This window comes from Enterococcus sp. LJL51, assembly GCF_054871795.1.
Map to the genome: position 1 here is coordinate 218,444 of NZ_JBTXLW010000001.1, position 22,619 is coordinate 241,062.

Sequence of the window (22,619 nt, forward strand, 5' to 3'; positions counted from 1 at the left end):
TCCTACACTAAAAATCAAACATCTGCTTTTTAGCTAATGACTGTGCAGTCGCACTGTCTATTTCCATATTTGATGGTGTACACAAGAAAATTTCGTCTCCCACACGCTGAATGTCGCCATCCAAAGCATAGACTGTTCCCGTAAGGAAATCAACAATTCTTCTTGCCTGACTCTCTTCAATTAAATGGAAATTAATTAGCACAGCTTCATCTACAATAATATGTTTCGCAATATTCATTGCCTCAGAATAAACTCTAGGCTCAATAATCGATATTTTTACAGATCTTCCAGACTGACCAAACTCCTGTTGGGCAGCTGAGGTATTAGAATTGTGCATGGAGACAACTTTCTTCTGATTAACAGATCTTGTCTGATGACTATCATTATTATTCAGATTCTGATGTTTTTCCGTTGAACGATAACGAGCTGACGGTTTTTCCCTCAAAGGTTCAGCCGCAGACTCATAAGACTGCTTCCGAATCGTTTGCTGTTGAGGAACCGCCTGTTGCTGTCTTACTTGCTGCTGTCTTACCTGTTGCTGTCTTGGTTGTTCATTAACAGCCTCTTGTTCCAGATAATTGTCATAAGTATCATATTCATCTTCACCAGACAATCCGAAAAAATTTGATAAAGCATTCTTATTAAAAATTGACATAGATTCCCCTCCTTTACGCACCTCTAAATAATCCTCTGCCAACACGTACAAATGTTGCACCTTCTTCTACTGCAATGGGATAATCATCTGTCATTCCCATGCTTAAATCAGTACAAGGTGCATGTGCTAATTGCAACTTTTGTATCACAACCTGCAAGTCCTTCAACTCTGAGAATATCTCTCTAAGCTTCTGTTCTTCAGCATTCAAAGGTGCCATGGTCATTAAACCAATGACCCGAATTTTATCCATTTCATGTAGCTTAGAGATAAAATCCGCTGCTTCTTCTTTTTTTATTCCATGTTTGCTCTCTTCTCCAGAGACATTTATTTCTACAAAACAGGAAATGGTTTTACTCGCTCGTTTTTGTATTTCTTCCGCTAGGCTTAGACTGTCGAGGGCGTGAAAATAATCGACGTTGTCAATTATCAATTTTACCTTTCTCCGCTGTAAATTACCAATCAAATGCCACTTTAAAGACGAAAATTTTTCTAAAGCAGCTTTTTTCTCCAATAATTTATCTACACGGTTTTCAGCAAAATCCATCACGCCCAATTCAGCCAGCGCTTCTGCGGTTTTAATATCAACAGATTTTGTTACAGCAACCAGCGTTACCTCTGATGCTGGACGTGAGACAGTTTCACATGCCTGCTCGATAGTTTTTTTTACTTCATTTATATTATCAATCAGCATGTTCAAAAAATCCCCTTATCTTTTTCTGCGGAAGAATGGCGGTGTATTCAACTCGTCATCACCTTGTCCAGATTCTTCACGATGGAATGTTTCAAAGTCTTTTTTCTCTACATGTTCAATTGTTGTCTCTTCAACTTTTGGACGCGTGTTTTGTTCACGACGGATATCCCAGTCGCCAAACGCACTTGCTTCTTCCTGCTGTTGCTGAGGCTGAGAACCACGCGCCTTTTCCATATCAAGAACAGGTGCCTGCTGTACAGACTGAATTTGATTATTTGTATTGTTGTTTCTCATTGTCCGCTGAGGACGTTTTTCTTTTTTAGAAGGGTCGATTCCTGTAGCAATCACTGTTACACGGATTTCATCGCCTAAGTCTTCATTGATAGATGTTCCTAAAATGATATTAACATCTCCTGTAGCAGCAGATGTTACAATGTCAGATGCATCCTGTGCTTCAAACAATGTCATATCAAGCCCGCCTGTAATGTTCAGCAGTACTTGCTCTGCGCCATCAATAGAAGTTTCTAGTAGTGGAGAAGAAATAGCTTTCTTCGTTGCTTCAATCACACGGTCTTCACCGCTGGCTACACCGATTCCCATCAAAGCAGTTCCTTGATTTTCCATTACAGTCTTCACATCCGCAAAGTCCAAGTTTACATAGCCTGGTGCTGTAATTAAATCGGAAATACCTTGTACACCTTGGCGCAGTACATTGTCTGCTTCACGGAATGCTTCAAGCATTGGTGTCTTTTTATCAACAACTTCTAGTAAACGGTTGTTGGAAATAATCAGCAGCGTATCCACATTTTCTTTTAGTAAAGCGATACCTTCTGCTGCAAAGCGACCTCTTTTAGGACCCTCAAAACTAAACGGGCGAGTAACTACGCCAACTGTAAGCGCACCTAGTTCCTTAGCAATTCTTGCAACAACTGGTGCAGCACCTGTACCAGTTCCGCCGCCCATACCTGCAGTAATGAAAATCATGTCAGCACCCTGAAGTGAATCAGAGATTATTTGTTCACTTTCTTCTGCTGCTTTTTGTCCAACTTCAGGTTGAGAACCTGCACCCAACCCTCTAGTATATTTAGGTCCAAGCTGGATAACTGTTTCAGCTTTTGAGCTTTTCAATGCTTGGACATCTGTATTGGCTGCAATAAATTCTACGCCCTTGACATTTTCTTCAATCATACGGTTGACAGCATTGCCGCCGCCGCCACCGACACCGATGACTTTAATGACAGCGCCATTATTGATGTTATTATCTAAAGAAAATTCCATATTATCGTATCCTCCTGTATTAGTGATTAATCAAAGATATTTGAAAAGAAATCTTTGATTTTTCCAGTTACTTTTTCGTTTGATTCATGTGTTTCATGTTCATCATAATTCATTTCCATTTGTTCGTCCGGATAGCTGTCATAGCTTGCTTCCGGCTGCTGTACACTGATTGTAGAAACAGAAGATGTTGATTTGTTTCCTGGAATAGCCCCTTTAGCAATATGGTAAATTTCAGGCAGCTGAGCACTATATTCAACAATACTAATTACATTTGTAAATACAGGATTTCTCAGACCCATGTGATTTGGAACATAAAGCTTCACATTTACGCCAAAAATATCTTGTGCTAAATCTACAACGCCCGGCAGACTAGCGCCGCCGCCGGTAAGAATAATACCTCCCGGTAATTCCAATGCATCGATTTCATCCAGAACTTCTTTTGATTTCTTAAAGATTTGTTCTACTCTTGCCTCGATAACTTCAGAAAGATAGCGTTCATCCACTTTCACAGGTTCAGATTTCCCAATAACATCCACTGGGAATTCTTCGCTGACGGATGTTCTTTCAGGGAAAGCATCCCCATAATTAATCTTCAGCGCTTCTGCGTTATTGAATGATGTATTCAGTACGATGGAGATATCTTTAGTTACAAATTCTCCGCCTTCCTGATTTACATGATTGAACTTGAGCTGTTTATCGTGCATTACTGCTGTGGTAGTCTGACCGCCGCCCATATCAATAACAATCGTTCCAAACTCTTTCTCTCCATCCGATAGAATAGTTTCAGTCAGAGCTAGAGGTAGGATAACCATTTCATTAATAGCTAAACCTGCCTTTTCTACACACTTTCTTGTGTTGTGAATGATTGTTTTAGGTCCAGTAAATACCACACCAATCATTTCCAGACGCACACCGATCATACCACGCGGATCTTTAATTCCTTCAAATCCATCTACAGTAAATTCCTGAGGCAGTATTGCAACGATTTGACGTTCCGGAGGAGTTGAACGAACCAAAGCTGCCGATGCGACATTTCTTACATCTTCGTCATTGATTTCTTTTGACTCACTACTTACAGCTATCATTCCTTGGCAGTTTTCTACTTCCAACATATTAGCTGGCAAACCTACGTTCACACTTTTGATCTGAATCCCTGCTTTTTCTTCAGCCTGTCTTACTGCACGCTGAATTGCACTCACAGTTTTATCAATATCAACAATGATCCCTCTGTTTAATCCATCTGATTTTGCGTTTCCCACGCCAATTATATTCATTTGACCTTCGATAAATTCAGCCACTACAACTTTAACTGATGTTGTGCCAATATCAAGGCCTACATACATTCCAGTTTTTGCCATGAATGGGGTTCCTCCTCCTAATTAATCCAATATGTAAGCGAACCTGTAAAGCTCGTTTATCTATTTTTTTATCAATACTCACTTCTTTCAATTCTACCATAAATATAGGCTTTTTAGAAAGAAGATTCTATTTTTTTTCATGTTTATTTTTTTAATAACCTTCTAAAGGTATTTCAGAGTCTTCAACTGTACTTTCGGTTGTTTGATTCGTCTTGTTTTCATTGCCGTGCGGATAAGAGAAAATGCCCACTTCCATATCAATAACACCAGGTTCTTCCATCTGACTTGCAACCTGTGTATAGTATTTCATTTTTTCAGTCAACTGAGAGATATTAACAATTACTTCATTATTATCCTTCATATAAATTCTGACTAATTCTTTGTTTGAGTCTGACGGCGCATATTTAATCTCAGATATAGCTTCCTTCAGCTCATTCGGTAATTGATTATACGATTCCATCAGCTCTCTTATCAGCTCTTCATCTGAGAAATTCTCGAATACCGGCATACCGCTCACTGGGCTTTCCAGCTTATCAGGAAGGACTTTACCATTCTCCAGAATCGGATGATAGCTGCCCTCCAATGATTCTAAAGCCATTACCTCGTATTCCTCAATACTAATTTTAAAAGAATTAATCCCATTTAAAGTTACTGATGCACGCTTCACACGTGGCAGCGTTTTTTCAATATTCTTCTCGTTAACAGAACGGTTCCAGTACTGCTCCCATAGGGACTCACCCTGTATCAGCTTTGAGTCTGCCAGAATATCTTCTGTTTTAGTATCCTTATTTCCAGTCACTGAGACAGACGACAGCTTACTTAACGGAGAAATAAAATAAACCAGAATCAAAATAGCAGCGGCAGCAATAGAAATAATGAGCGTTAGCCGGCGAATCAGCCGTGTATTTCTCACCTTCTTAACATTGGGCAGACGGTCTGCAAAAGATTCATAAGAAGGCGTCGATTCTTCCGGCTCAACAGATTCAGTCGAGACTTCTTCTTCCACTTTCTCTTCTGTTTCATTTTGTTCTTCTATCTCTTCCTCTTCGGAAGGCTTTCTATTCTCAGGATGCCAGACTGGCGATTCTCCCTGACTCTTCATATACTCCAGGTTTTCTCTCTGCCAAGGCGTCAGCTCTTCTTCCGTTTGCGGAGGTACTGAATCATTATTCTTTTCGTCTTCCTTACTAATCTTTTACACCTCCTGTCATTGGACAAGCTCTTTTACTACATCATAAAGGCGTTTTCCAGCATCTGGAATTCCTTCTTTTTGAGAAGCTTCCGCCATTTTTTTATGAACGGATTCGTCCAGCAATATGCGGTCAACTGCTGCAACCAATGTCGCGCCAGTCAATTCCTCATCACGAATCATTTTGGCCGCACCAGCCTTAACCAGGCTTTGCGCGTTCTTTGTTTGATGATCATTCGTAACATACGGACTGGGAATCAGAATAGCAGGAAGCCCTAATGCAGTTATTTCAGCGATTGAGGTTGCGCCTGCTCTACCTACAATCAGCTGGATATTCCCCATAACCTCTGCCATTTTATCAATATATGGCTGGATACTCACATTTTTCAGCTTTCTTTTAGAAAGATTTAACTTTTCTTGAAGCTCTTCGTAATAACGATCTCCTGATGCATACAATACCTGATAATTTTTTTCTTCAAAAAAAGGTAAAGCCTCTACAAAAGCCTGATTAATTTTTAAAGCTCCGCGGCTTCCACCAAAAATAACAACTGTCGGCTTATTCGGAGATAGTCCATATTCTGTTAAGACATCTGAGCGTTTCGTGTCAGCAACCTCCTGAGCACGAGGGTTTCCTGTCAGGACCACCTTATCACTCGGAAAGTAGTCTGCCACATCGGGAAAACAAATAGCTACCTTTGAGGCAAAACGGCTTAAAAACTTATTCGTCACTCCTGGAACACTGTTCTGTTCATGAACAATCGTAGGTATTTTCAGCTGCTTAGCGGCTGCAACCACCGAACCAGAAACATAACCACCGGTTCCAATTACTATATCTGGCTGAAAAGAACGGATGATTTTCTTGGCTTTCCCTATACTCGATAGAAAAAGATACACAGTTTTAAAATTTTGTGGACTCAAGGAACGACGAAACCCCTGAATTTTAATTGTATTAAAGGGAATTCCATATGGCGGTACGATTTTACTTTCCAGTCCGTTATCAGTTCCAACATACATAAATTCAGCAGTTGGTTCCACTTCCTGGACATATTTAATAAACGCCAGTGCTGGATAGATATGACCGCCTGTTCCTCCACCTGTTACTAAAATCTTCATCGCTCTTCTCACTTTTCTATTTGTTTTAGCTGTTGAAAGGCCTGCATAAACTTATCTCCGCGAATTTCAAAGTTTGGGTACTGATCCCAGCTCGCACACGCAGGCGACAGTAAAATAGTATCATTTTTTTCTGAAAAATCATAGGCTTCTTTAACCGCAGTTTCAACATTCTCTGTCAATTTGATCTTGCCAACACCAGCCTGTACAGCAGCCTGATATAATTTATCCTTGGTTTCTCCAAATAAAACCATCCCTTTCAGTCCAACAAGTGAAGGAATCAATTCATCAAATTCATTGCCTCGATCCAATCCTCCGGCCAAAAGAATCAATTGTTCATTTTCAAATCCGCTTAGCGCTTTTTCAGTCGCTAAAATATTCGTCGCCTTAGAATCATTATAAAATTTTCTTCCATGAAGCTCACCAACATACTGTGTTCGATGGGGAACGCCGGTAAAGCTCTTTAAGGTTGCTCTGACTGCTTCATTCGTAACCTTTTTCAGCTTAGCTACAGCAATGGCAGCTAAAGCATTTTCTATGTTATGACTTCCCGGAACACCTAATTCAGCAGCCTTCATAACAGCTTCATCTTTGTAGTATAAAACGCCGTCTAAACAATAGGCTCCATCAACTTTGGCTTCTACTGAAAATGGAATAACCGTTGCTTTCGTCGTCTCACTCATTCTGCGCAGTTCTTCCTGATCCCAGTTTAGAATCAGATATTCAGTGGCTGTCATATTTTTTTGAAGCTGCCATTTCGCTTTAACATATTCCTCACGTGAGCCATGATAATCTAAATGCGCTTCATATAAATTAGTAATTACTGCGATTTCCGGCTTAAATGAATCAATTCCCATTAACTGAAAACTGGAGAGCTCCATGACCAGTTCATCTGCCTTGTCCGCTTCCTGTGCTACTTGACTAGCTGGAAATCCGATATTACCGGCCAAACGAGCTGTTCCTGCTTCACGATCAGCATTCAACAGCAGTCCAATCATCGTGGTCGTCGTTGTTTTTCCATTCGTACCAGTAATCCCAATTATCGGGCACTCGGCAATCTGATAGGCTAGCTCCACTTCGGTAAGCACGGGCAGTCCTTTTTCAACAGCTCGTTCAACTAAAGTATTGTTGTAAGGGATACCGGGATTCTTGACTACCATGTAAAAATCTTCATCCATCAGCTCGATAGGATGTCCTCCTGTAACAACACGAATACCCAAGCTTAATAAATCTTGGGCATCAGGGTTTTGATCAAATTGTTTAAAATCATTTACAGTAACCAGCGCACCTAACTCGTGCAGCAGTTTTGCCGCACTAACTCCACTTTTTGCCAAACCAAGAACTAAAATTTTCTTATTTTCGTATGTCGTAATTTTTTTCATCATTTTTCCCCTTCACTAGAACAAAATCCAAAGTGTGAGTGCTGACCCAATCAAACCAACTAACCAAAAAATAATATCGATCTTCCACTCAGACCAGCCGCACATCTCGAAATGATGATGAATCGGGGACATCTTGAAGATTCGCTTACCAAATACTTTAAAAGAAAAAACTTGCAGCATCACGCTTGCTGTTTCACAAACATAAACAAAACCAATTAGCAGAAGCGTCCATTCCTGTCTGAGTATAATTGAAATAGCCGCCAATAATCCGCCCAAAGCTAAAGAGCCTACATCGCCCATAAATATCTTAGCCGGCTTTTTATTATAAGGAAAGAATCCTAGCAAACCACCGATTACACTTAAACAAACAATTACAACATCGAATTGCTGTTGTTTCCAGGCGATAATCGCATAGGTTCCAAAAGAAATCGTTCCTAACCCAGAAACAAGACCATCAATTCCATCCGTCAAGTTCACTGCATTTGAAAAACCTACTAACCAAAAAATAATGAATACACCGTACAACACGCCCAAGGGCAGTTCTACGACTTCAAATAAATTGATACTATCTGGTAGTCCTTCCATTCGGTAAACCAAATAAAAGACAATCCCACCTAAAATTTGACCAATCAGTTTTTGACGAGAGTTTAATCCCATATTACGTTTCTTAAAGATTTTGATAAAATCATCTAAAAATCCAAGCAAGCCATATAATACTAAAATGAAGAGCATAACGAACACAGATGCTGTCAGCTGCTGCAGCCACAATCCGGTCAATAAAGCTGTAACAAAGGCTGCTACTAGAAAAACTACACCGCCCATAGTTGGTGTTCCGGTTTTGACGTTGTGCCAGGTCGGACCTTCTTCACGAGTCACTTGCCCTTGCTTTTTCATCTGGAAATACCCAATGAACATTGGCATGGCGGAAACCGTCAATGCAAAACTAACTGCTATGGGAATAAAAATCTGTGTCCACTCCATATTATCTCTCCTAATTCACTTCAACTTCATAATTAATTTCCAGCAGCAGCTGCTGCGTCTGTTCCGTTTGTTGCGTCTACTGTATTTCCTTCTGCATCTGCTGCTTTGATTTCCATTGCCAGCTTCATCAAAGGATTAGCAATTTCAGCCATAGCTGTTTTAACATAATGCTGAGGTCTTCTCATCGTTACATACAAGATATATTCAGGGCTTTCTGCCGGTACCATCTCCACAACAGAATACGTATAATCTGTGTCGCCTTCCATATATCCGCTTTCCCCTGTAATCTGAGCTGTTCCTGTTTTAGCAGCTACGTGATAGTCCGGTACCGTATATACATCGTAGGCAATTCCGTAAGTTGGATCTTCAACCGTATCTACCATGTATGTCCGCACATCATTTACTGCCTGTGCACTCACTGGTGTTCCAACTTCTTCTCTTTGTGTTATTGTTTCTTCTCCGGTGTCCGGATTTACTATTTTACTAATGTATTGAGGTTTAAGCATTGTTCCATCATTTGCAAACGCAGAATAGCCCTGCATCATTTGAAAATTTGTTACGGAAACAGCTTGTCCGAATGAAGACATTGCCTGATCGACAATATTATCCCCTGGAATAGTTCCTTCTGATTCATTTTCTAATCCAGAATTAGTCGTTTTGCCAAATCCAAAATTTGTCAAGTACTGCTTCCAAGTTTCTCCGCCCATCATTTCTTCCAGTCGAAGCATTCCTACGTTACTGGACCATGAAATGGCTTGACGAAATGTCAGCGTTCCTTTTTCACCCTTATCCCAGTCATTAACCACAACTCCACGGTCAGGATCAAGATCCACACCGCCGTACGGATAAACAAACGTTGCATTTGGATCGAATACTCCTTGCTGAATTGCAGCAGCTGCTGTAAATATTTTCATTGTTGAGCCTGGTTCAAAAGCATCCTCTACTAAAATATTCCGCCAGACAGAATCACCACCCAAACCTTCTTTTGTTGCTGGATCAAATGACGGCCGCTGAGCCATCGCAACAATATTTCCGGTTTTTGCTTCCATCAGCATAGCCGTCATATTTTCCGGTTCATATTTTTCCACTACCGGATTAAGCAAATCTTCAAGCCGCGTCTGTAACCTGATATCTAATGTTGTATAGATATCTTTTCCTTCTTCAGCTTCAGCGTCTTCTATTACAGAACCAGGAATTGGATTACCGTTGACATCTTTTTGATACTCAATTTTTCCGTCTTTCCCGCTAAGCAGTTTGTTATAAGATTTTTCCAGCCCCATTTTCCCAACCAAGCCTGTTGATTCATCATCAGGATCTGCTAAATCTGTATATCCGATAAAGTGGGAAGAAAAGACACCATTTGGATAAATTCGTGCCGGATGGTCTTCAAAATAAACACCTTCTATTTTACGTGCTTCTAAATCACTCTCAATATTCTGACGTGTCTCCAGAGAAAGGTCCTTGCCGTTTGTACCAAATTCCACCTGGAACTGCACTGTACCATCGTCTTTTGTTCCATTGTTTAAATATTTCAAAGCCTCTTCTTTACTCAGGTTCGTATACTTGTCCAAAACCTCGGCAATCGCATCATAATCTTTTCTTTGAGCATAGAGTTTTTTATTATCCTGACCTAAAAAGTCTTCCGACAGGACAACATAAAGAGAATAAGACGTGGCATCTTCTGCAATGACCTGTCCGTTCTTATCTAAAATAGACCCGCGTTTAGCTTTTATCACTTTGCTGCCAGTATATAAGGCTTCAGTCTTTTCTTTAAGAGAAACACCTGCCACTTTTCCTGCACCAATGATATAGGTCAATCTAACAGCAAACAAAAAGAACAACCCAATACTTGTAGCAAATAAAATAATGCCTACTTTTTTACGATTGTTCATTGGATTTAAATTTTTTTTCTGAATAAACGCTTTTATTCTTTTTCTTTTACTCATAATCAGTTCACTTTCCTTAAGTTTCCATCATTTTCTGAAAGACCTTGCTCTTCAGCAATTTTCTTGATTCTTTCTGCTTTGGAAAGCTCATTTCTTTCCTGTTCCAGCTTCAGGGCCTTTTCTTCTTTTTCTGTGATTTCAGCTTGAGCATCAGTGATTTCATTAGTTGTCTGAACAATTGCCGTTCTCACTTGAATCGTCAGTACAGCCATACTGATAGCTGCGGCTAATAATACAACACTTAAGAATTTTTCAAACAACGAAACGTTGCGTAAACGCTTCTTTGGAGAATAGGGTAGAGCACTTGGCGTCTGAGTTTTTTTTACAGGACTTTCTGTTTCAATGACAGCTTCGTCAATTACAGGTAAGTCATAAGATGTTTCTTGGTATTTTTTCAACTCAGCCATGCTGCGCTCTCCTTTCCATCTATCAATTATCAAATTCAGGTTCCGGTAAAAGAATCTCATTCTTTTACTGCTCTATGAACAAATACCTGAACTTTTTCTTCTATTATATAAAGTACAATTTCTCATCATTAAGAATAAGACAATCAATTAGATTCTTTGATTTTTTCAGCTATTCTCAGCTTTGCACTGCGGGAACGGTTATTTTCTTCCAGCTCCTGCGCACTCGGCAATAGCGGTTTCCTGTTTATCACCTTAAGTTCGGGTTGAAACTCTTCTGGAATCACCGGTAATCCTGGTGGTAAATCCTTCACCGAACTATACTCTCTAAAAATCGTTTTAACAATCCGATCTTCCAGTGAATGGAAAGTAATTACACTAATTCTTCCACCCTTATCCAAAAGAGCAATCGCCTGTTCTAATGATTCTTCGATTACACTTAGCTCGTCATTTACAGCAATGCGTACTGCCTGAAAAATTCTCTTAGCAGGATGTCCGCCGCTGCGTCTGGCTGGAGCCGGAATCGCTGTTTTAATAATATCCACCAATTCGCCTGTTGTTTCTATTGGCTGTTTTTCTCGAACACGCTCGATTTCCCGAGCAATCTGTTTCGAAAATTTTTCTTCTCCATAACGAAAGAAAATCTTTATTAGTTCTTGGTAGGAATAGTCATTTACTACATGGTAGGCACTAACTGCTGCCGACTGATCCATCCGCATATCCAGCGGTGCATCTTTATGATAGCTGAATCCTCGTTCCGCCTCATCCAGCTGCGGGGAAGAAACACCTAAATCATATAAAACCCCATCGACACGAGTAACCCCATAATCAGCTAGTCTTTCCTGTAAATAACGGAAATTAGACTTAACAAATGTTACCATACCTTTATCTACATACTCTTTCAATCGTTCGGCTGCGTGATCCAAGGCTTTTTGATCCTGATCAAAAGCATACAGATGTCCGGTTTCATCCAACTGTGCCAAAAGATATTCACTATGCCCAGCACCGCCAAGGGTACAATCTACATATATGCCATTCTTTTTCACAGCTAATCCGTCTACTGTTTCCTTTAACATCACAGTATAATGCTGAAACTCCACCATCTATTGCTCCTCATCCTTAAAAACCAAAATCAATCATCGTTTCTGCGATTTCATCAAAATTCTCTTCAGCTTCTGTAGAAAATGCTGTCCAGCGTTCCTCATCCCAAATTTCAATCCGATTGGAAACGCCAATAATGACACAGCCCTTCTTCAAATCAGCATGAGTTCTCAAAGCAGCAGGGATATTAATTCTCCCCTGCTTATCTACCTCACACTCAGTAGCTGCTGAATAAAAAAAGCGGACGAAAGTACGGGCATCTTTCTTTGCTAACGGCATGCTTTTAAGCTTTTCTTCTAATATTTCCCATTCTGATAATGGATAACCAAACAGACAACCGTCCATTCCTCTCGTCACAATGAATGTTTCTCCTAGCTCATCGCGAAGTTTGGCTGGTACAATCAGTCTTCCTTTGGCGTCAATATTATGTTGAAATTCACCAATCAACATAGCTGATTTTCCCCACTTTTCCACTTGATAGAAACAGTCTACCACATTCTCCCACTTTCTACCACTTAAAACCAGAAAAGTTTCTCTAATTAATTGTTATTTAAAAAGTTTGTAATATTTAAATTTTCGAAGGAAAACGCCATCATACTCTATAGGATAAGCTTTATCCAGTTTTTATCATTTAAAATAGATAATGTCCAAGATTGGCTAAAATCATCAGCACATAAACAACTAAGATTAATAAGAAGTTCAATCGCCAAAACATCTTGAAAAAGCGTCCATAAATCAGTTCCCCATAGTAATATGCTTGAAATACTGCCACGCAAATTCCCAACAGTAAAATCGAAATCAGCATATACGGGATAATCGACTGCCCATAGGTATCCTTGGACAGCACATGAAGCCCAATCAACAGAAATGGAATGGCAATATCCGGCGCCTTGATTTTATAAGTTTCTGCAAGCGAAAGTCGTGAAATGAGATAATTCACTGCAAACAATACAGCGACAGGAAAAACATACCAAAGAAGCATAACAATTGAAAAAGAGACCATTCCAAACAATTCCTTTCTAACACTTAATTTAACTATACTTTATTTAGTTTACATACATGTTTCATTTCCTTTAAAAATTCATGCCTAAATAATACTATTTTACAGGTCCTTACGTTACTGCACAAGAGTTTTATCCTTTATAATAAGTATAAGTAGTAAAACTAAAATAAAACGATAATATTCTGGATACTTTTACTTCCTTTTAAGCCGTTGCTTGTGCAGACTTCTTTAACAAAAAAGGAAGATAACTAAAGGTTAAACAGGCTGTAAAGAGCCCATACTCCTTCAGATTAATAGTATGAATGTTTCACTTATTCAAAAAAGCTAGTAGAATGGTAGATAGGCAAAACTAAATACCAATTATCAATCTAATACAGTAAGTTTATCTGCATGTTTATAGTATTACAGAAAGAGGTGCTATTGTATGATTACATTTTTTAAAAGTACTGCTGAAGGTTTTAGTCCCCAATCAGAGAACAACAAGGAAGTTGACTGGCTTATGGTGGAGATGCCGACCACTGAGGACATCAAATATCTGCTTTCAGCTTATGATCTGCCAAAGGATTATCTAACCAGTGTACTTGATGAGAAAGAGAACGCGCGTGCCGAAGGGAACTGGCACGATAGCACAAAGCGTGCAGCACTAATTTTGATTGAGTATCCCTTCGCCTCCGTTAGTCCCAGCGGCTATATGCAGCTGGAAACTTATCCTTTTGTAATGATTCGGACAACAAACAATAAAATAATTACGATTTCAGATAAACCGGCAGATTTTATTAACAAGATTAAGTTAGAGCCTTATACTGGAAATGAACTTTCTTTTCAGAGCTATTTGCTTTTTCGGGTTCTTTGGCATATTTCCAAAAACTATAATAATTTTCTTACAAAAATTATTGATGAAATCAACCATCTTGAGGGTGAACTGAAAGTAGCAACTGAAAATAAACAGTTATATCAGATGATGGATATTCAAAAAAGTCTGGTTTATTTTGAATCTGCTCTTTCAGAAAATTTGAATGTAGTTAACAAATTATATAATGACCGCAAACATTCTGAAATGATTGACCACCTGCCCTTCCTTCACGACGTGCTGGTGGAGATGAAGCAGGGATTAGCAACAACCCGAATTGAGCTGAAACTGGTGGATCAGATTAGCAGTACGTTTTCAGCAATCGTCTCAAACAATCTGAACATCGTCATGAAGGTGCTAACTTCCTTAACAGTGGTACTGACAATCCCAACAATCATTGGCGGTGTTTACGGTATGAATGTAAAGCTTCCCTTTGCAAATCGGGAAGATGCCTTCTTCTGGATTTTCTTAGTAACTTTCGGTCTCTGCGGACTTGTTATCTATTATTTGAGAAAAAAGAACCTCCTCTAAATTTTATATTGCTGTTTCTCACAAAAGGTTGTAAACTATAAAAAGACAAAGGATGTGAGGACAAATGGGAAAAAAGAAAGATAGTACGCTATCAAAAATCACAAAAGTAGTCGTCTGGTTGATGTTGATTGCCATTGTCGGTTCAACGATACTCACTGCAATTTTATACCTTAGATAGACGAATATTCAGATGGTCCGGATTTTGTTTTTTAGACTGCTCTAGACCTCTATTTTTGATTCAGCTTAATAGCACAAAAAGGCACTGACGAGTTTTTCGCCAGTGTCTTTTTGTCTAAATAAACTTAAGCAGTCATACTACTTACTGCTGCTTTTTTTCTCTTTCTGCTAATTGAAGCAGCTCTTTTGCATGCTCTACTGTTAGCGGAGTAATCTCGCTGCCGGCAAGCATTCGTGCAATCTCATCCACACGTTCTTTACCAGTCAGCATTCGTACGTTTGTCTCTGTACGATCATCAGCTATCTCTTTTGAGATAAAGTATTGATAATCCGCTGTCGCTGCAACCTGAGGCAAGTGAGTGATACACAATACCTGAGAGTCGCTGGATATCTGATGAATTTTATCAGCGATTGCCTGGGCAACCCGACCGCTAACGCCAGTATCCACTTCATCAAATACAATACTTGTAATCCCCTGAGTTTTTGAAAAAATCGTTTTTAGCGCCAGCATTACCCGGGAGAGTTCTCCTCCTGATGCTACTTTAACCAGCGGCTTCAGCGGTTCACCAGGGTTTGTAGTGATATAAAATTCAACCTGATCCAAGCCGTCTTCCGTAATTGCCTGTTCATCGTGCTCCAGAAACTTCACTTGGAAAACTGTTCTTTCCATATAAAGTTCCTTCAGCTCTTTTAAAATGCTTTTTTCTAAAACAGCGGCCGTTTTTTTCCGTTCACTGCTCAACTGTGCACCTAACTTCAGCACCTGATTTTTCTTATCTGTCAAAACTTCTTCCAGCTCGCCGGCTTCACCGTTCAGTTGACCGTTTTCAGCTAGCTCAGCTGTTATTTCCTGATAATACTCAAGGATAGCTGTGACTGATTCTCCATATTTTCTTTTTAACTGTCGAATCAGTTCCAACCGGTTTTCTACCTCATCCAAACGTCCTTCATCCAATTCCAGCTGTCCTAAATGACGGGACAAATCAGCACTAGCTTCCTGTAACTGATAGTAGCCATTTTGAACAGCCTCGGAAATAGTCAGATAATCAGAATCCAGCGTTTCAATTGTTGCCAGCTCATTCATCGCATATGCCACTCGGTCTAAGCTGCTGTTCTCTTCGCCGTTAATCGCTTCGTAGCTTTCTGCTAAAACATCTGCAATCTTCTGGAAGTTTGCCAGCTTATTTCGTTCTTCCGTCAGCCGTTCTTCTTCACCAGGCTGGAGCTTCGCTTCCTCAATCTCATTCCTTTGGAACTGCAGCATGTCGATTCGCTGAGCGAAAGCTTTTTCATTTTTCTGAAGGTCTCTGACGCGCTTTTCTAATTGCCTGTATTCCAGATATATCTGGGTATAATTGGTTTTAAGCTGTCGCAATCGACTGCCGCCAAAATCATCCAGCATACCTAAATGACGGTCATTATGCATCAATTCCTGATGCTCATTCTGCCCATGAATATCTACCAAATATTCACCAATACGTCTTAGTGCAGCTATAGTAACTATCCGTCCGTTTACTCGGCAGATATTTTTTCCAGACGTAAAAATGTCTCTTTGTAGAATCAAAATTTCTTCTTCCCGTTCAATGCCCTGCTCATCCAGCAATGCATAAAGCTCTATATTCTCTGGTAAAGCAAAAACACCTTCCAAAGTACACTTGGAAGCTCCTTGTCGAATAAAATCACTAGAGCCGCGCCCGCCAGTCAGTAACCCTACTGCATCTATGATAATCGATTTCCCCGCCCCAGTTTCTCCGGTTAGAACGGTCATTCCTTCATGAAATTCCAATTCAAGAGAAGAAATAATTGCAAAGTTCTTTATTGAAAGCTGCTGCAGCATACTACTTCACCTCTAATTCATTGTTTATAAATAGTTAAAAAACTCATCTCTTAAAAAAACAGCGGCAGCTTCTGTACGTGTAATCATTAAAATACTGTCATCGTCACAAATCGTTGAAAAAAGCTGTTCTTTATATTGCTTTTCGATTAAGTCAGCAGACGCTTTGGCGTTCCCGGGAATCGTATGTAATACAACAAATTTTTCCATTTGATCCACAGAAACAAAAGCTTCCTTCATCAGCTTGTTCAGCTTATGAGCGGTATCTTCATTTGTTTCCATAGGAATGCTATAACGGTAGCCGCCATCTACCGAAGGTATCTTAATCAGCTTCATCTCTTTAATATCTCTTGAAATGGTTGCTTGTGTTACCTCCACGCCTTTTTCATTTAGCAAAGCAACAAAATCTTCCTGCTTTTGAATATCATTGTCCGAGAGCAAACGGGTGATTAATCTATGCCGGTCTTTCTTTCTCATAGTAATTTACTCCTTTTCAGGTTCATTTCCATTTCATCATAGCGTATTTCTACCCATTTTTAAAGTAATAAAAAATTAATTTCTGCTTTTTATTACATATTTATTCATCCATTATACGTTTATCTGTCGTACTTACCCGTTTCAAAACATCCGTCTTTTATTATTTGAGATATTTACGGTTAAATAGAAAAGTAAGTGGCATACATTCTGACTCTTATTCGCCAATTAAAACTATTAGATATTCTAGCAGAGAATGCTCAAAAGAGCTTCACTACAGCTCATTCTTTTTTCAGACTTTATATACTCTTTAAAATTTCTTGTCCACAGTCTTTCAGACTCTCTTTGTATAAAAAAGCTGGAAGTGATTGAAACAACCCTTTCCAGTTCTCATATTCTGCTATTCTATTCTTTATTCTTTAATTCCTGATGTGCCTGTTCGACGATTTGATTAATCGTATCAATTGATAGAGATCCTCCAACTTCGTCACTTGAAACAAGGTGAACGAGAAATTCGATATTTCCTTCTCCCCCAGTAATTGGCGAAAAATCCAAAGCTGCTACTTCATAGCGATTACTAGCAGCAAAGTTCAAAATATCCTCCAACACTGATTTATGAACAGCCGGGTCACGGACAATGCCCTTTTTCCCAACCTGTTCTTTCCCTGCTTCAAACTGCGGCTTAATCAATGCTACGACATCTCCACCCGCTGTTAAAATCTCATGCAGCGGCGGCAGAATCAGTCGCAAAGAAATAAAGGAGACATCAATCGTTGCAACTTCAGGCTGTCCATGAGTAAAGTCCTCAGGTTTGCTATAACGGAAATTGGTTCGCTCCATCACTACTACCCGTTCATCCTGCCTAATTTTCCATGCAAGCTGATTATAGCCTACATCCAGTGCATAGCTCATCTTGGCACCATTTTGCAAAGCAACATCCGTGAATCCGCCAGTAGATGAGCCAATATCAAGCATCACCTTCCCATTCACATCGATGTCAAAAACCTTTAATGCTTTTTCCAGCTTCAGGCCGCCTCGGGAAACATAAGGCAATGTCTGCCCTTTAATCTGCAGCTTTGTTTCAACAGCTATTTTTTCTCCCGGCTTATCAAGCCGCTCATTCTTTTCATTATATACTAAGCCAGCCATAACACTCCGCTTCGCTTTTTCTCTCGTTTCAAACAAGCCCTGATTAAATGCCAGAACATCTACACGTTCCTTTTTCATGTGTTCGTCTCCCTCATTGAAGCGCCAGCTGCTTCAAAATTTCTTTCAACAGCTCAGGCTGAAATTCATCATTATTTTTTTGAACCTCAAGCAGCTTCGACTCAGCGGAAGCCATTTGCTCTTCAAACGCAGTCTTTGCTCCTTCCACGCCCAACAACCCCGGATACGTGCTTTTATTCAGCGTTTCATCTCTGCCTACCTGTTTTCCCAGCTCTTCTTCTGAGCTGATTACATCCAGCAAGTCGTCTCTAATTTGAAAAGCTAATCCCAAATGCTGAGCAAATTCACCAAGAAGCTCCACGATTTCTTCTACCTGTTCCGATAAAATACCACCCGCTAATAGCGCAAACTCAATTAATGCACCTGTCTTCTTTTTGTGAACATCCATTAGCTGCTCCAAGCTCAATGAGCGCTGTTCTCCCTGAAGATCTCCTGCTTGTCCTGCAACCATTCCTTCAGTACCAGCAGCTTTTGTTAACAGCTGCAGCAACAAAACCTTTTCGTTCATCTCCATCTGACTAAGACTAAGCAGTTGAAAAGCAGCAGTCAACAAACCATCTCCTGCCAAAATCCCATGAGCTTCTCCATAAACCTTATGATTTGTCGGCTTACCTCTGCGCAAATCATCATCGTCCATCGCTGGAAGGTCATCATGAATCAGCGAATAAGTATGAATCATTTCCAATGCCGCAGCTGTTTGATAGTCCTTTTTCTCCAGCTCTCTGCCAAAAGAAAGGACTGTAGCTAGAACCAGCAAAGGTCGCAGGCGCTTTCCTCCAGCTTGAATAGAGTACAGCATACTCTCTTTTAGATAGCTATTTGATGTGTGCTCTTCAAGAAAATCAATCATTTCCTGTTCAATGAGAGGAACTTGAACCGAATAAAAGTTGTTGTATACCGTCATTCGCTCTCACTCGCTTCAAAAGCAACTTCTTCATTGCTTTCTGTCATCATTTTTGTCAATGTAGTTTCAGCTTTTTCTAATGTATCCTGACATTTTTTACTTAAAACCATTCCCTTTTGAAAAGCGTCCAGCGCTTCCTCAAGAGGAACATCTCCCCGTTCTAAGCGCTGAACAATTTCTTCCAATTCATTTAGCGATTCTTCAAATGTTGGTTCATTCTTTTTAGGCATTTCACTGCTCCTCTTCTTTCAATTCGATAGACGTCACTGTCGCCTGGACCGTTCCGTCGATATAGTGCACTGTAATCTGCTCCTCAGTCTGCAGCTCTTGTGCTGATTTAACGACGTTCTCTTCTTTGGTGGTATAGCTGTAGCCGCGGCCCATGATTTTCAACGGACTTAGCAGGTCAAGCTGCTGAATAGCTGAAAGAAGCCGCTGCTGTCTGTTTTCCATGTATTGTTCCATCCGATCCTTCAACCGCTGGTCAACAAAAGTCAGCTGCTGCCGACCTTCTCTAAGTCTCCCGGAAAGATTTTGCTGCTCCAGACGACTAATAATCCGCTGCGCCTCTTGATAGGTTTCATGATAGATAGTCTGCATGCCCTGCACCAGACGCTGGGTTGTCTGGTCCAGTTTGATTTTCTGTCCTTCATACAAACGATCCGGTTGAAGAAAAACATAAGAATTTTTCAAACGAGTATAGCGATCTGTTTTTTGCTGCAGAAGATAAAGAAATGCCTGCTCCAGACGATTCTGCTTCTCCCTGATTCGCAACAGCTCTTCAGATAGTACAGGAACAGCCAGTTCTGCCGCAGCGGTTGGCGTAGCCGCCCGGACATCCGCAACTAAATCAGCAATGGTTACGTCTGTTTCATGTCCTACTGAGGATATAACTGGTGTCTTTGCTTGATAGATTGCCCGGGCAACCTGCTCTTCATTGAACGGCCATAAATCTTCAATTGAACCACCGCCCCGGCCGATGATCGTCGTATCAAAATTTCCTAATTCTTCTACCTTTTGAATATTTTTTACAATATCCGAAGCTGCTTGATTTCCTTGAACCAAGGTTGGGAAAAGCACAAGCTGAGCAATAGGATATCTTCTTTTTACGGTCGTTATGATATCCCTAATAACAGCTCCGCTTGGACTTGTGATAACTGCAACTCGTTTGGGATATCGAACTAACGGCTGCTTGACTCCATTGAAAAGCCCTTCCTTTGCCAGCTTTTCTTTTAGCTCTGCAAGTGCCTGATACAAAGCTCCTACACCATCAGGTTCCATATGCTCAATATAAATCTGATACGAACCGCCATTTTCATATAATGAAATCCGACCGACAACAAGAACCTTCATCCCCTCTTTGGGCTGGAATTTTAGTTTTTGAAAAGCTGATTTAAACATAATTGCTGAAATCTTCGCCTTGTCGTCCTTCAAACTGAAATACTGGTGGGCATTTGCCCGCAGCCGGAAATTAGAAATTTCTCCAGTCAAGTATACTCTGCCTAAATAAGGGTCTGCATCAAATTTACGCTTTAAATATTTTGTTAAGGCAGTGACTGTTAAATACTGCTGATCCATCCTATTCACCTATTTCAACTTTTTTGCGGCCTCAATTGTCTGATACATCAGCATCGTAATCGTCATCGGACCTACACCTTTAGGAACTGGTGTAATAAAGCTAGCTAACGGCTCAACTTCATCAAATTTTACATCCCCGATAAGCTTGCCGTTTTCATCACGGTTCATTCCAACATCAATGACTACTGCGCCGTCTTTCACAAACTCCTTTGTCACAAAGTGACCTCTGCCGATAGCCACTACTAAAATATCCGCTTCTTTTGCCAGCTCCGGAAGATTTTTTGTTTTCGAATGAGCAATTGTTACGGTAGCATTTTTCATTAACAACAGCTGTGCCATAGGTTTCCCTACAATGTTGCTTCTGCCGATAATAACTGCTCTTTTTCCTTCAAGATTAATATTATATGCTTCAAACATTTTCATAATACCGTAAGGCGTACAAGGAATCATCACTGGATTTCCTACAAATAAATGACCTAGATTCATCGGATGAAAGCCATCTACATCCTTTGCCGGATCAATCGCCAGCAACACCTTCTCTTCATCTATGTGAGCCGGAAGCGGCAACTGAACTAAAATCCCATGAAAATCAGCCGATTGATTGTAATAGGCAATTCGTTCTAGCAATTCGTTTTCACTGATTGATTCCGGCAAACGCTCTACTTTCGAATAAATACCAATGCGCTCAGCTGCTAAATCTTTATTTTTAACATAGGTCTGACTTGCTTGGTTTTCTCCAACTAATAGTACAACTAACCCAGGACGGATGCCCTCTTCTCGTAAACGGGTAACTTCTTCCTTCATTTCAGCCTGCAGCTTGTCTGCCAGCTCTCTGCCATTAATTAATTGTCCCATCCTGCCACTCCCTATCATTTTTTCAATGCTTTTATTCTAGCATAATTTCCCCTTACATTACACTATAAGAAATAAAGCTTTCACAATAAATGAACGAAATAGCCGTCTATAAAAAGTGGCCTGTGCTCAAAATAAGTCAGGCTACAGCTGACACTCGGTTCGCTTCAATTAACAAAAAAAGATCCGGAACCCTGTTGCTGTTCCGAATCTACCGTTCTTTATTCGCTTATTTCCTTCATGATATTCGACAATACGCCATTGACGAATTTTCTTGAATGATCATCGCTATATTTCTTTGTTAATTCAATTGCTTCATTCAACGCAACAGTGTTCGGTACATCACTGACGTACAGCATTTCAAAAATAGCAATCCGCATAATGACTAAATCCATTTTAGCAATCCGGTTAATTGTCCAGCCTTTGCCTAAGTGAGCTTCAATCATCTGGTCCATCTCAGCTTTTTTGTCACAGACGCCACCAACTAAGACATCCAAATATACCGGAACAAATTCTTCTCCATCTTCACTGACTATTTCGCCATGGTCCAGTTCCAATGCATGTGTGATCGCATCCTGCTTAGTCAAATCACTATTGAAATCCAGCGGAAATAACGCCTGTAATGCTTTTTCTCTAATCTCGTGACGAGTAAACGTCTCTTTACTCATTGGTCTTCTCCGTCCTCTGGGAAAAGTTCAGAGAAATCCGGTTCTGGAAGCTTTTCCGGAACAACAGCAACTACATGGATATTGACTTCAGCTAAATCGATATCTGTCATGAACAGCACTTGTTGTTTTACCCGTTCCTGCATTTCCAAAGCCACTTTGGGGACAGATACGCCATAATTCAGGTAGCAGTAAATATCTACCTTTAGGCCGTCTTCATCATTATTTAAGTAAACACCTTTTCCATGAGCCGCACGCCCTAGAAATTCGTTTACGTTATTGGCAAAGGTTCCTCTCATGCCATAAACGCCGTCCACCTTGGAAGTTGCTATCCCAATGATTACTTCAATCACCTCTGGAGCAATCACAATTTCTCCAAGTGCGTCGCTTGTATTGTTGATAATAAGATTTTTTTCATCAGCCATGATA

Annotated in this window: 24 protein-coding genes; 2 read left to right on the forward strand and 22 right to left on the reverse strand. The window is 40.1% G+C overall.

The window, feature by feature from the left end; all coding sequences use genetic code 11:
* Nucleotides 1-7: 7 nt before the first annotated feature.
* The 13 genes from ACYSNQ_RS00995 to ACYSNQ_RS01055 form a co-directional block, all read right to left on the reverse strand.
* Complete coding sequence (locus tag ACYSNQ_RS00995; protein WP_426080902.1) at nucleotides 8-655, reverse strand: cell division protein SepF; 648 nt, start codon at nucleotides 653-655, stop codon at nucleotides 8-10.
* A gap of 13 nt (nucleotides 656-668) precedes the next feature.
* Nucleotides 669-1,346, reverse strand: coding sequence for a YggS family pyridoxal phosphate-dependent enzyme (locus tag ACYSNQ_RS01000; protein ID WP_426080904.1), 678 nt, complete (start codon nucleotides 1,344-1,346; stop codon nucleotides 669-671).
* Between the two features lie 15 nt (nucleotides 1,347-1,361).
* Entirely contained in the window at nucleotides 1,362-2,624 is a 1,263-nt protein-coding gene (gene ftsZ, locus ACYSNQ_RS01005; RefSeq protein ID WP_426080905.1) for a cell division protein FtsZ, read from the reverse strand.
* A 26-nt stretch (nucleotides 2,625-2,650) separates the two neighbouring features.
* On the reverse strand, nucleotides 2,651-3,982 hold the full coding sequence (gene ftsA, locus ACYSNQ_RS01010; protein ID WP_426080906.1) for a cell division protein FtsA: 1,332 nt from the start codon (nucleotides 3,980-3,982) through the stop codon (nucleotides 2,651-2,653).
* Between the two features lie 151 nt (nucleotides 3,983-4,133).
* Nucleotides 4,134-5,084 carry a cell division protein FtsQ/DivIB gene (locus ACYSNQ_RS01015; protein WP_426080907.1) on the reverse strand — a complete coding sequence of 317 codons (951 nt, stop codon included), beginning with the start codon at nucleotides 5,082-5,084 and terminating at the stop codon, nucleotides 4,134-4,136.
* Between the two features lie 105 nt (nucleotides 5,085-5,189).
* Nucleotides 5,190-6,284 (reverse strand): undecaprenyldiphospho-muramoylpentapeptide beta-N-acetylglucosaminyltransferase, encoded by a 1,095-nt coding sequence (gene murG, locus ACYSNQ_RS01020; protein WP_426080908.1) that lies wholly within the window; start codon nucleotides 6,282-6,284, stop codon nucleotides 5,190-5,192.
* 8 nt (nucleotides 6,285-6,292) lie between these two features.
* On the reverse strand, nucleotides 6,293-7,663 hold the full coding sequence (gene murD, locus ACYSNQ_RS01025) for a UDP-N-acetylmuramoyl-L-alanine--D-glutamate ligase (RefSeq protein ID WP_426081154.1): 1,371 nt from the start codon (nucleotides 7,661-7,663) through the stop codon (nucleotides 6,293-6,295).
* 15 nt (nucleotides 7,664-7,678) lie between these two features.
* Nucleotides 7,679-8,644 carry a phospho-N-acetylmuramoyl-pentapeptide-transferase gene (gene mraY / locus ACYSNQ_RS01030; RefSeq protein ID WP_426080909.1) on the reverse strand — a complete coding sequence of 322 codons (966 nt, stop codon included), beginning with the start codon at nucleotides 8,642-8,644 and terminating at the stop codon, nucleotides 7,679-7,681.
* A gap of 32 nt (nucleotides 8,645-8,676) precedes the next feature.
* Complete coding sequence (locus ACYSNQ_RS01035) at nucleotides 8,677-10,590, reverse strand: peptidoglycan D,D-transpeptidase FtsI family protein (protein ID WP_426080910.1); 1,914 nt, start codon at nucleotides 10,588-10,590, stop codon at nucleotides 8,677-8,679.
* Nucleotides 10,591-10,592: 2 nt separating this feature from the next.
* Nucleotides 10,593-10,997 carry a cell division protein FtsL gene (ftsL, locus tag ACYSNQ_RS01040; protein WP_426080911.1) on the reverse strand — a complete coding sequence of 135 codons (405 nt, stop codon included), beginning with the start codon at nucleotides 10,995-10,997 and terminating at the stop codon, nucleotides 10,593-10,595.
* A gap of 143 nt (nucleotides 10,998-11,140) precedes the next feature.
* Complete coding sequence (gene rsmH / locus ACYSNQ_RS01045) at nucleotides 11,141-12,097, reverse strand: 16S rRNA (cytosine(1402)-N(4))-methyltransferase RsmH (RefSeq protein WP_426080912.1); 957 nt, start codon at nucleotides 12,095-12,097, stop codon at nucleotides 11,141-11,143.
* Between the two features lie 16 nt (nucleotides 12,098-12,113).
* Nucleotides 12,114-12,545, reverse strand: coding sequence for a division/cell wall cluster transcriptional repressor MraZ (mraZ, locus tag ACYSNQ_RS01050; protein WP_426080913.1), 432 nt, complete (start codon nucleotides 12,543-12,545; stop codon nucleotides 12,114-12,116).
* A 181-nt stretch (nucleotides 12,546-12,726) separates the two neighbouring features.
* Nucleotides 12,727-13,098 carry a DUF3397 domain-containing protein gene (locus ACYSNQ_RS01055; protein ID WP_426080914.1) on the reverse strand — a complete coding sequence of 124 codons (372 nt, stop codon included), beginning with the start codon at nucleotides 13,096-13,098 and terminating at the stop codon, nucleotides 12,727-12,729.
* Between the two features lie 424 nt (nucleotides 13,099-13,522).
* Here ACYSNQ_RS01055 and ACYSNQ_RS01060 point away from each other — a divergent pair, with 424 nt between their 5' ends.
* Nucleotides 13,523-14,479: a magnesium transporter CorA family protein gene (locus ACYSNQ_RS01060; protein WP_426080915.1), complete on the forward strand. Its 957-nt coding sequence runs from the start codon at nucleotides 13,523-13,525 to the stop codon at nucleotides 14,477-14,479.
* Nucleotides 14,480-14,543: 64 nt separating this feature from the next.
* The gene (locus tag ACYSNQ_RS01065) at nucleotides 14,544-14,657 is read left to right on the forward strand and encodes a DUF4044 domain-containing protein (RefSeq protein ID WP_426080916.1); all 114 of its coding nucleotides are present in this window, start codon (nucleotides 14,544-14,546) and stop codon (nucleotides 14,655-14,657) included.
* Between the two features lie 141 nt (nucleotides 14,658-14,798).
* Here ACYSNQ_RS01065 and recN read toward each other — a convergent pair whose 3' ends face one another.
* From recN to ACYSNQ_RS01110, 9 genes are all read right to left on the reverse strand, one after another.
* Nucleotides 14,799-16,493: a DNA repair protein RecN gene (recN, locus tag ACYSNQ_RS01070; protein ID WP_426080917.1), complete on the reverse strand. Its 1,695-nt coding sequence runs from the start codon at nucleotides 16,491-16,493 to the stop codon at nucleotides 14,799-14,801.
* A gap of 24 nt (nucleotides 16,494-16,517) precedes the next feature.
* A complete protein-coding gene (gene argR, locus ACYSNQ_RS01075) occupies nucleotides 16,518-16,967 on the reverse strand; it encodes an arginine repressor (RefSeq protein ID WP_426080918.1) in 450 nt (149 codons plus the stop codon).
* A gap of 402 nt (nucleotides 16,968-17,369) precedes the next feature.
* The gene (locus ACYSNQ_RS01080) at nucleotides 17,370-18,191 is read right to left on the reverse strand and encodes a TlyA family RNA methyltransferase (protein WP_426080919.1); all 822 of its coding nucleotides are present in this window, start codon (nucleotides 18,189-18,191) and stop codon (nucleotides 17,370-17,372) included.
* Nucleotides 18,192-18,204: 13 nt separating this feature from the next.
* Nucleotides 18,205-19,095: a polyprenyl synthetase family protein gene (locus ACYSNQ_RS01085; RefSeq protein WP_426080920.1), complete on the reverse strand. Its 891-nt coding sequence runs from the start codon at nucleotides 19,093-19,095 to the stop codon at nucleotides 18,205-18,207.
* Nucleotides 19,092-19,325, reverse strand: a complete 234-nt coding sequence (locus ACYSNQ_RS01090; protein ID WP_426080921.1) for an exodeoxyribonuclease VII small subunit — start codon at nucleotides 19,323-19,325, stop codon at nucleotides 19,092-19,094. The genes ACYSNQ_RS01085 and ACYSNQ_RS01090 overlap by 4 nt, the downstream gene beginning before the upstream one ends.
* Nucleotide 19,326: 1 nt before the next feature.
* The gene (gene xseA / locus ACYSNQ_RS01095) at nucleotides 19,327-20,673 is read right to left on the reverse strand and encodes an exodeoxyribonuclease VII large subunit (RefSeq protein ID WP_426080922.1); all 1,347 of its coding nucleotides are present in this window, start codon (nucleotides 20,671-20,673) and stop codon (nucleotides 19,327-19,329) included.
* 9 nt (nucleotides 20,674-20,682) lie between these two features.
* Nucleotides 20,683-21,528: a bifunctional methylenetetrahydrofolate dehydrogenase/methenyltetrahydrofolate cyclohydrolase gene (locus ACYSNQ_RS01100; protein ID WP_426080923.1), complete on the reverse strand. Its 846-nt coding sequence runs from the start codon at nucleotides 21,526-21,528 to the stop codon at nucleotides 20,683-20,685.
* Between the two features lie 218 nt (nucleotides 21,529-21,746).
* A complete protein-coding gene (gene nusB, locus ACYSNQ_RS01105; RefSeq protein ID WP_426080924.1) occupies nucleotides 21,747-22,193 on the reverse strand; it encodes a transcription antitermination factor NusB in 447 nt (148 codons plus the stop codon).
* Nucleotides 22,190-22,615, reverse strand: a complete 426-nt coding sequence (locus ACYSNQ_RS01110) for an Asp23/Gls24 family envelope stress response protein (RefSeq protein ID WP_426080925.1) — start codon at nucleotides 22,613-22,615, stop codon at nucleotides 22,190-22,192. Before ACYSNQ_RS01110 ends, nusB begins: the two co-directional genes overlap by 4 nt.
* Nucleotides 22,616-22,619 lie beyond the last annotated feature (4 nt).